A 7301-nucleotide genomic window follows, 5' to 3' on the forward strand; every position below is an offset into this window, starting at 1 on the left:
CTCACCGGCGCGGTGTGCTTCCTCGGCCTGGCCGTCGGGTGGTGGCTGTTCATCATCGGCGCGTTCTTCGGGATCGTGTCGATCGTCGGCTGGACGTTCGAGCACTACAGGGGCGAGTACGCCAACTGACCACTCGTTGGCTCACCTCACCTGGCCGGGGTCTCAGCCCCAGCCCAGCTCGTGGAGCCGTTCGTCGGTGATGCCGAAGTGGTGCGCGACCTCGTGCACCACCGTGACCGCGATCTCGTCCAGGAGGTCCTCACGGTCGTCGGAGTGCCGGGTCAACGGACCCTTGAAGATGGTGATCCGGTCCGGCAGCGAGCCGGCGTCCCACCAACCGTCCCGCTCGGTCAGCGGCACGCCCTCGTAGAGTCCCAGCAGGTCCGGCTCGCCGGCGGGTGGCTCGTCGGCCACGAGCACGGCGACGTTGCTCATCAGCGTGGCCAGGTCGTCGGGGATCAGGTCCAGGGCGTCGCCGACCGCCGCCTCGAACTCCTCGTCGGTCATCGGGCCGGTCATGAGCCTCACTGTGGCACGGGAGCCGTCCGCACGGTCCCAGCGGGGCCCAGCGCCCGTCAGCGAGGCTCGTGCGCCCCTCAGGGGTGATGACCACGAGGACTGATGCACCGCCACAACGATTACCCGGACATGTCTGAGTAGGTGCCGCCGGATCGGGCGATCGGCCCCAGCTACCCGGACATGTCTGAGTAGTTGGCGCCGCGTCCCCGACCATCCCTCCTGGGGGCGCCGGTCCGCAGACGTACCTCGGGGCCGGGACACCGACCACGGTGGGTCCCGACCCCGAGGAGCCCGACGTGCCCCGATCCGGGCTTAGAGGTCCTTCTCCGGTGCGCGTTTGACCGACTCGCGCTCCGACATCGGCAGGCCGAGGCCTTGGGTCTCCGGCGGGCCCTCGAGGCTGCCGGAGGTCTCGGGCGACGAGATGGCCTCGTGCTCACCGTGGTGGTGGGCAGCCGCCAGCTCGGCGGGGGTGACCGGCGCAACGCGGTCCTTGAAGTAGAAGTGCGACAACCGGGCCCGGATCCGCTCCGACCGGGCGTGCTTGGCCGCGACCCCGTTCCTGTCGGTCTGGGAGCCGAGCACCAGCGGCTCCGGAACCTCCTGCTGCACCAAAGTCCAACGCTCGTACTCGTCGAGCGCCTCGTGCTTCTCAAAGAACCGGCCCTCCGCGGTGCGGATGATGGTGCCGCTCTCGCGACCGTGCAGCACTTTCTCGCGATCGTGGCGCTGGAGGCTCAGGCAGATCCGCTTGGTGACCCAGAACGCCAGCGGTGGCACCACGAAGCAGGCGAGCCGCAGGGTGTTGGTGATGTCGTTGATCGACAGGTGCATCTTGATCGCGATGATGTCGTTGCCGGCGGCGATGAAGAGGATCAGGTAGAACGACAGCGCCATGACCCCGATGCCCGTGCGGACGGGCGCGTTGCGCGGCCGGTCGAGCAGGTGGTGCTCCCGGTTGTCGCGGGTGACCCACTTCTCGAGGAACGGGTAGATGCCGATGAGGGTATAGAGCACCGGGATCAGGGCGATCGCGCCGAGGAAGACGTTGAAGCTCCACGTCCGGTCGAACATCACGAACTCGAGCCAACCCGGCAGGAGCCGTAGGGCGCCGTCAGCGAAGCCCATGTACCAGTCCGGTTGGGAGCCCGCCGTGACCTGCGACGGCGCGTAGGGGCCGTAGGCCCAGATCGGGTTGATCGTCACCAGTCCGGCCATGAGGGCGCACATCCCGAAGACGAGGAAGAAGAAGCCTCCGGCCTTGGCGATGTAGACCGGCATGAACGGGTAGCCGACGACGTTCATGTTGGTCCGGCCCGGCCCGGGGTACTGCGTGTGCTTGTGCACGAAGACCAGCACGATGTGGGCGGTGAACAGCCCGACGATGATGGCCGGGAGCAGCAGGATGTGCACCGAGAAGAGGAGCGGGATGATCTGCTCGCCCGGGAACGGACCGCCGAAGACGACGACCGTCATGTAGGACCCGATGATCGGTATCGACCGGATGAAGCCTTCAGCCGCGCGGAGGCCGGTGCCGGAGAGCAGGTCGTCAGGGAGCGAGTAGCCGGCGAAGCCCTCGAGCAGGGCCAGCATCGACAGGATTGTGCCGATCACCCAGTTGATCTCACGAGGCTTGCGGAACGCGCCGGTGAAGAACACGCGGCACATGTGCACGGTGATCGCCACGATGAACAGCAGGGCGGCCCAGTGGTGGATCTGCCGGATCAGCAGCCCCCCGCGGACGTCGAACGAGATGTTGACGGTGGACTGGTAGGCCTCGGACATCGTGATGCCCTGCAGCGGCAGGTACGAGCCGTCGTAGACGACCTGGCCGGCGCTCGGGACGAACCAGAAGGTGAGGAAGGTCCCGGTCAGCAGGCAGATGATCAGCGTGTACATCGCGATCTCGCCGAGCATGAACGTCCAGTGGTCCGGGAACGTCTTCTTCAGCAGGTACGACATGAAGCCGGCGCCGCCGGTCCGGTCGTCCAACCAGCCGGCGAGGCCCCCGGCCACCTTCATCCCGCCGCTCGGGGCGGGCTCGCCGACCTCGTCGTGCTCGCGAAGCGCCTCGGCGCTTCTCGGGTCCACAGCAGTGCTCATCATCGCTCCCAGTAGCTCGGCCCCACGGGTTCGGTGAACCCTTGGGGCGCGACGAGATAACCCGAGGCGTCGACGGTGATCTTCAGCTGCGGCAGCGGCCGTTTGGCCGGGCCGAAGATGACGTCCATGTCCCTGGTGGCGTCGAAGGTCGACTGGTGGCACGGGCAGAGCAGGTGATGGGTCTGCTGCTCGTACAGGCCCACGGCGCATCCGACGTGGGTACAGATCTTGGAGTACGCGATGATCCCCTGGTAGCCCCACTCCTGCGCCTTACGACCCTTGTCGTCGTCCGCGAATTGGGAGGGGTCAAGGCGCATGAGGATGACCGCGGCCTTGGCCTTGTCCTCGAGGACGTGCGAGCTGTCCTTGATCGTCTCCGGCATCACGTGGAAGGCCGAGCCGATGGTGACGTCACTGACCTTGATCGGCGTCAGCTCCGGGTCGCGCATCAGCCGGATCGCGGCTCCGGGGGAGCCGTCGGGGTTGGGCTTGATGTCCCAGATCGTGTGCGCGAGCTCGCCGGCCTCGGTCACGTTGCCGAGCGAGCCGACCACCTGGATGACGAAGGGCAGGGCGAAGAGGCCGAGTGCGCCCCCGAGGGAGTACAGGATGAGGGGACGGCGGCCCAGCTGGGCGGCCTCGCCACCGCCGAGGATGACCCCGGCGGCCTCCTTGCGGTTGGCGTCGGAGGACCGCTGCAGGTGCCGCTCCTCGACGACCTCCTCGTCGGGCATCATCGTCTTGGCCCAGTGGACGACACCGAACCCGATGCCGAGCAGCGAGATGCCCATGGTCACACCGAGGACGAGATGGAGCAGGTTCACGCTGCCCAGGCCGGGGACGAAGACGTCCTTGGTGTGGTCGATCGCGAAGTAGCCGACGATGAAGGCGACGGTGGCGAGCATCGAGACGCCGAACAACGTCGCGACCTGGCGCTCGGCGCGGCGGCCGGCGGCCTCGTTGTCGTCCGCCATGCGGTGGACGTGCGCCGGGAGTCCCGGGTTCTCGAACACGGCGGGTAGGCCACCGTCACCGATGTGGTGTCCCTCGTCGAGCCGCACCGGGACGCGAGGATCGGACCCACCGTCCTCGACCATGGTGCCTCCGCCGTGCGGAGTGTCCTCGTTGCTCATCTGGGCATCGATCCTGTCGACTCGTCCTGGTGTCGATTAGAACAAATTTATGGTGCGGGCGCAGTACGTGATGTCACGCGGCTTTGGAGCCGAGCCACACCGCGATGCCGACCATGATCCCGAGACCGAAGATCCAGATGAACATTCCCTCGGAGACGGGACCGAGGTTGCCGAGGTTCATCCCGCCCTGGTTGGCCTGCGTCTGGGTCTCGTTGATCCACGCGATGATGTTCTTCTTGTTCTCCGGCGTGATGTTCTGGTCGTTGAACACCGGCATCGACTGCGGGCCGGTCAGCATCGCCTCGTAGATGTCCCGGTTCGAGACACCCTTGAGCGTCGGCGCATACTTGCCGCGCGTGAGCGCCCCGCCGGACCCGGCGAAGTTGTGGCACATCGCACAGTTGACCCGGAACAGCTCGCCGCCCAGCGCCACGTCGGCCCCGTCGGTGTTCAGCTGCTCCTCGGTGGGGATCGCGGGCCCAGGGGCCAGCGAGGCGACGTAGGCGGCCAGCGCCGCGATCTGCTCCTGCGAGAACTTGATCTCGTCCTGGCGCTGTGCCTGGACCCCCGGCCCGGCGAGGGGCATCCGACCGGTACCGACCTGGAAGTTCACCGAGGCGGCGCCGACGCCGACGAGCGTCGGACCGGCCTGCGTGCCCTGCGCGTTGAGGCCGTGGCAGGTCGCACAGTTGGCGAGGAACAGCGAGCGCCCCTCGGCGACGGCGTCGGCCGTCGGGGCCTGAGCCTGCGCAGACTTCGGCGCGAGCAACGAGTAGGCGGCCCCGACGAGGACCAGCCCGAGGAGCAGGAGGATCGCGATCGCGGCGGGGTGGCGGCGACGGGCGGCCAAGGCGTTCAACGGGCGGTCCTCACGTCCGGGGGCTGAGACGGCGCTCGAGATGGCACGGAGAACCGGGTCATTTGAGCAGGTAGATCACAGAGAAGAGGGCGATCCAGACGACGTCGACGAAGTGCCAGTAGTACGAGGTCACGACGGCGCCGATGGCTTGGGTATGCGTGTATCGCCGGGTGGCGAAGGTCCGACCGATGATGAGCAGGAACGCGATCAGGCCGCCGGTGACGTGCATCCCGTGGAACCCGGTGGTCAGGTAGAACACCGAGCCGTACCGGTCGGACGACAGCGTGACGCCCTCGCTGGTCAGCTCGGCGTACTCGTAGACCTGGCCGCCGATGAAGAACGCGCCGAAGAGGTACGTCACGACGTACCACTCGCGCATTCCCCATTCCTTGAGCTGCCAGAGCTTTCCGGAGCGTGACGGCTTACCGGCCTCGGCCCTGAACACGCCGAGCTGGCACCACACCGAGGACGTCAGCAGGATGAACGCGTTGAACGAGGCGAAGGGGACGTTGAGCTTCGCGGTCTGCTCGGCCCAGAGCTCGGGGGACAGCGAGCGGATCTGGAAGTACATGGCGAAGAGGCCCGCGAAGAACATCAGCTCGCTGCCGAGCCACACGATGGTGCCGACCGACACCATGTTGGGACGGGTCGCCGGACCGGACCCCAGTTGCACAGAGCGCGATGGTGCTGCCGATGCGGTCGCCACGTCAGCATTATGGGGGCAACCTCTCGCTGAGCGCAGCAACACCCCGTGCCGGAGGGGACGGGTGGGACGACACGCGGCCCAGACGCCCTTCGCTACCATCGGCCCCATGACCGACTCGCACGGCGGCGCGACCATCTCGACCCACGTCGCCGAAGCGGCAGGGCCGGCGCCGGTGACGACGATCCGGGTGCTCCTGTTCAGCGACGACAGCGCCACGCGCGACGCGGTGCGTCTCGGCGTGGGTCGTCGACCCGCACGAGACGTCGAGGTGTCCTCGTGGCTCGAGTGCGCGACGCCCGCCGCGGTGGTGGCGGAGACCGAGGGCGGCGGGTTCGACGTGCTGATCCTCGACGGCGAGTCGTCGCCGATCGGCGGCCTGGGGCTGGCCAAGCAGCTGAAGAACGAGGTCTTCGACTGCCCGCCGATCCTCGTGCTGACCGGTCGCCCGCAGGACGCGTGGCTCGCGGCCTGGTCGCAGGCCGATCTCGCCGTGCCGCACCCGCTCGACCCGATCGCCCTGGCGCGCGCCGTGGCCGACCTGGGTCGCCGCACGAACCCTGCCGCCTGACGTCGCCGCCCGATGAGCGACGCGGACCGCGGCGTCACGCATACCTGGCCCGACGTCCTCACGGCGTTGGTGGCCGGTACCGACCTCGGCACCGAGCGCGCCGAGTGGGCGATGAACGAGATCATGTCCGGGTCGGCGACGCCGGCGCAGATCGCCGGGTTCCTCATGGCGCTCCGGGCGAAGGGCGAGACCGTCGAGGAGATGCGCGGCATCGCCGACCAGATGCTGGCCCACGCCAACCGGATCACGGTGCCCGGCGTGAGCCTGGACGTCGTCGGCACCGGCGGGGACCGCGCGCACACCGTCAACATCTCGACGATGGCGGCGATGGTCTGCGCGGCGGCTGGGGTGCGGGTGGTCAAGCACGGCAACCGGGCGGCGTCGTCGTCCTCGGGTTCGGCGGACGTTCTCGAGGCGCTGGGGATCGACCTGGGGCTCGAACCGTCGAGGGTGGCGGCGGTCGCCGAGGAGGCGGGGATCACCTTCTGCTTCGCGCAGGCCTTCCACCCGGGGTTCCGGCACGCCGGCGGCGTCCGACGGGAGCTGGGGGTGGCGACGGCGTTCAACTTCCTCGGGCCGCTCACCAACCCGGCTCAGCCGACGTATGCGGCCGTCGGGGTCGCCGACGCACGGATGGCGCCGATCGTGGCCGGGGTGTTCGCCACGCGCGGGCGGGACGCGGCGGTGTTCCGCGGCGACGACGGGCTGGACGAGCTCACCCTCGCGACGACGTCATCGGTGTGGTGGGTACGGGCGGGTTCGGTGACGTCGCGCGTCGTGGACCCGGTCCGTGTGGGGCTGTCGCTGCAGCCGACGTCGGCGCTGAAGGGCGGGGACCCGGCATACAACGCCGGCGTGGTCCGGTCGATGTTCGGTGGCGAGCGGGGACCGGTTCGGGACGCGGTGCTGCTCAACGCGGGGCTGGCGCTGGCGCTGACGGGTACGGACTCGGGTTCGTCGGCGGACGAGTTCGAGGCGGACGTGCGCGCGGGGATGGCGCGGGCGGCGGAGGCGGTCGACTCGGGGGCCGCGACGCGGCTCGTGGGGTCGTGGGTGGCCGCGACCCGGTCCGGCTGACGCTGCCGGTCAGTCGTCCCCGCCGAGGCCGATCGAGAAGGCCTCCTCGGTGTCACGCTTGGAGTAGGTGCGGAACGCGATGTGGGTGTCGGTCCGGGCCACGCCGTCCACCTTGTTGAGACGGTCCGCGATGACGTCGGCCAGCTGCTCGTGGTCGCGGACGCGCACCATCGCGATGAGGTCCGCGTCGCCGGTGACCGAGTAGACCTCCGTCACCCCGTCGAGCTCGGCGATGCCCTGGCCCACCTCCGGGATGCGGTCGACGTCGCAGCTGACCATGACGATGGCGGTGATCACGGGACGATTGAACTACAGGTATGCGGGTGGCCGCCTCGA

9 protein-coding genes are annotated in these 7301 nt (G+C 68.8%); 3 read left to right on the forward strand and 6 right to left on the reverse strand.

Going from position 1 to position 7301, the window contains the following annotated elements:
- Window positions 1-12 precede the first annotated feature (12 nt).
- Window positions 13-129, forward strand: a complete 117-nt coding sequence (locus tag VIG79_RS10600) for a cytochrome c oxidase subunit 4 (RefSeq protein WP_331885360.1) — start codon at window positions 13-15, stop codon at window positions 127-129.
- 33 nt (window positions 130-162) lie between these two features.
- Here the strand turns inward: VIG79_RS10600 and VIG79_RS10605 are convergent, their stop codons facing one another.
- From VIG79_RS10605 to VIG79_RS10625, 5 genes are all read right to left on the reverse strand, one after another.
- Window positions 163-519, reverse strand: a complete 357-nt coding sequence (locus VIG79_RS10605; protein ID WP_331885350.1) for a metallopeptidase family protein — start codon at window positions 517-519, stop codon at window positions 163-165.
- Window positions 520-831: 312 nt separating this feature from the next.
- Window positions 832-2622 carry a ubiquinol-cytochrome c reductase cytochrome b subunit gene (locus tag VIG79_RS10610; RefSeq protein WP_331885351.1) on the reverse strand — a complete coding sequence of 597 codons (1791 nt, stop codon included), beginning with the start codon at window positions 2620-2622 and terminating at the stop codon, window positions 832-834.
- Complete coding sequence (locus VIG79_RS10615; RefSeq protein ID WP_331885352.1) at window positions 2622-3755, reverse strand: ubiquinol-cytochrome c reductase iron-sulfur subunit; 1134 nt, start codon at window positions 3753-3755, stop codon at window positions 2622-2624. Before VIG79_RS10615 ends, VIG79_RS10610 begins: the two co-directional genes overlap by 1 nt.
- A 73-nt stretch (window positions 3756-3828) precedes the next feature.
- Complete coding sequence (locus VIG79_RS10620; protein WP_331885353.1) at window positions 3829-4614, reverse strand: cytochrome c; 786 nt, start codon at window positions 4612-4614, stop codon at window positions 3829-3831.
- A gap of 58 nt (window positions 4615-4672) precedes the next feature.
- On the reverse strand, window positions 4673-5251 hold the full coding sequence (locus tag VIG79_RS10625; protein ID WP_331885362.1) for a heme-copper oxidase subunit III: 579 nt from the start codon (window positions 5249-5251) through the stop codon (window positions 4673-4675).
- 175 nt (window positions 5252-5426) lie between these two features.
- On the opposite strand from VIG79_RS10625, the gene VIG79_RS10630 reads away from it, so the two are divergent.
- Complete coding sequence (locus tag VIG79_RS10630) at window positions 5427-5888, forward strand: hypothetical protein (protein WP_331885354.1); 462 nt, start codon at window positions 5427-5429, stop codon at window positions 5886-5888.
- 12 nt (window positions 5889-5900) lie between these two features.
- A complete protein-coding gene (gene trpD, locus VIG79_RS10635; protein WP_331885356.1) occupies window positions 5901-6965 on the forward strand; it encodes an anthranilate phosphoribosyltransferase in 1065 nt (354 codons plus the stop codon).
- A gap of 9 nt (window positions 6966-6974) precedes the next feature.
- On the opposite strand, the gene VIG79_RS10640 is transcribed toward trpD, so the two are convergent.
- The gene (locus VIG79_RS10640; RefSeq protein ID WP_331885358.1) at window positions 6975-7262 is read right to left on the reverse strand and encodes an Lrp/AsnC ligand binding domain-containing protein; all 288 of its coding nucleotides are present in this window, start codon (window positions 7260-7262) and stop codon (window positions 6975-6977) included.
- Between the last annotated feature and the right edge of the window lie 39 nt (window positions 7263-7301).

This window comes from Lapillicoccus sp., assembly GCF_036559105.1.
Taxonomy (GTDB): Bacteria; Actinomycetota; Actinomycetes; order Actinomycetales; family Dermatophilaceae; genus Lapillicoccus.

Bases quoted from the DNA above. Each gene is read 5' to 3' on its own strand.
- VIG79_RS10605 (WP_331885350.1), bottom strand. From the start codon at position 519: ATGACCGGCCCGATGACCGACGAGGAGTTCGAGGCGGCGGTCGGCGAC.
- VIG79_RS10610 (WP_331885351.1), bottom strand. From the start codon at position 2,622: ATGAGCACTGCTGTGGACCCGAGAAGCGCCGAGGCGCTTCGCGAGCAC.
- VIG79_RS10615 (WP_331885352.1), bottom strand. From the start codon at position 3,755: ATGAGCAACGAGGACACTCCGCACGGCGGAGGCACCATGGTCGAGGAC.
- VIG79_RS10625 (WP_331885362.1), bottom strand. From the start codon at position 5,251: ATGGTGTCGGTCGGCACCATCGTGTGGCTCGGCAGCGAGCTGATGTTC.
- VIG79_RS10630 (WP_331885354.1), top strand. From the start codon at position 5,427: ATGACCGACTCGCACGGCGGCGCGACCATCTCGACCCACGTCGCCGAA.
- trpD (WP_331885356.1), top strand. From the start codon at position 5,901: ATGAGCGACGCGGACCGCGGCGTCACGCATACCTGGCCCGACGTCCTC.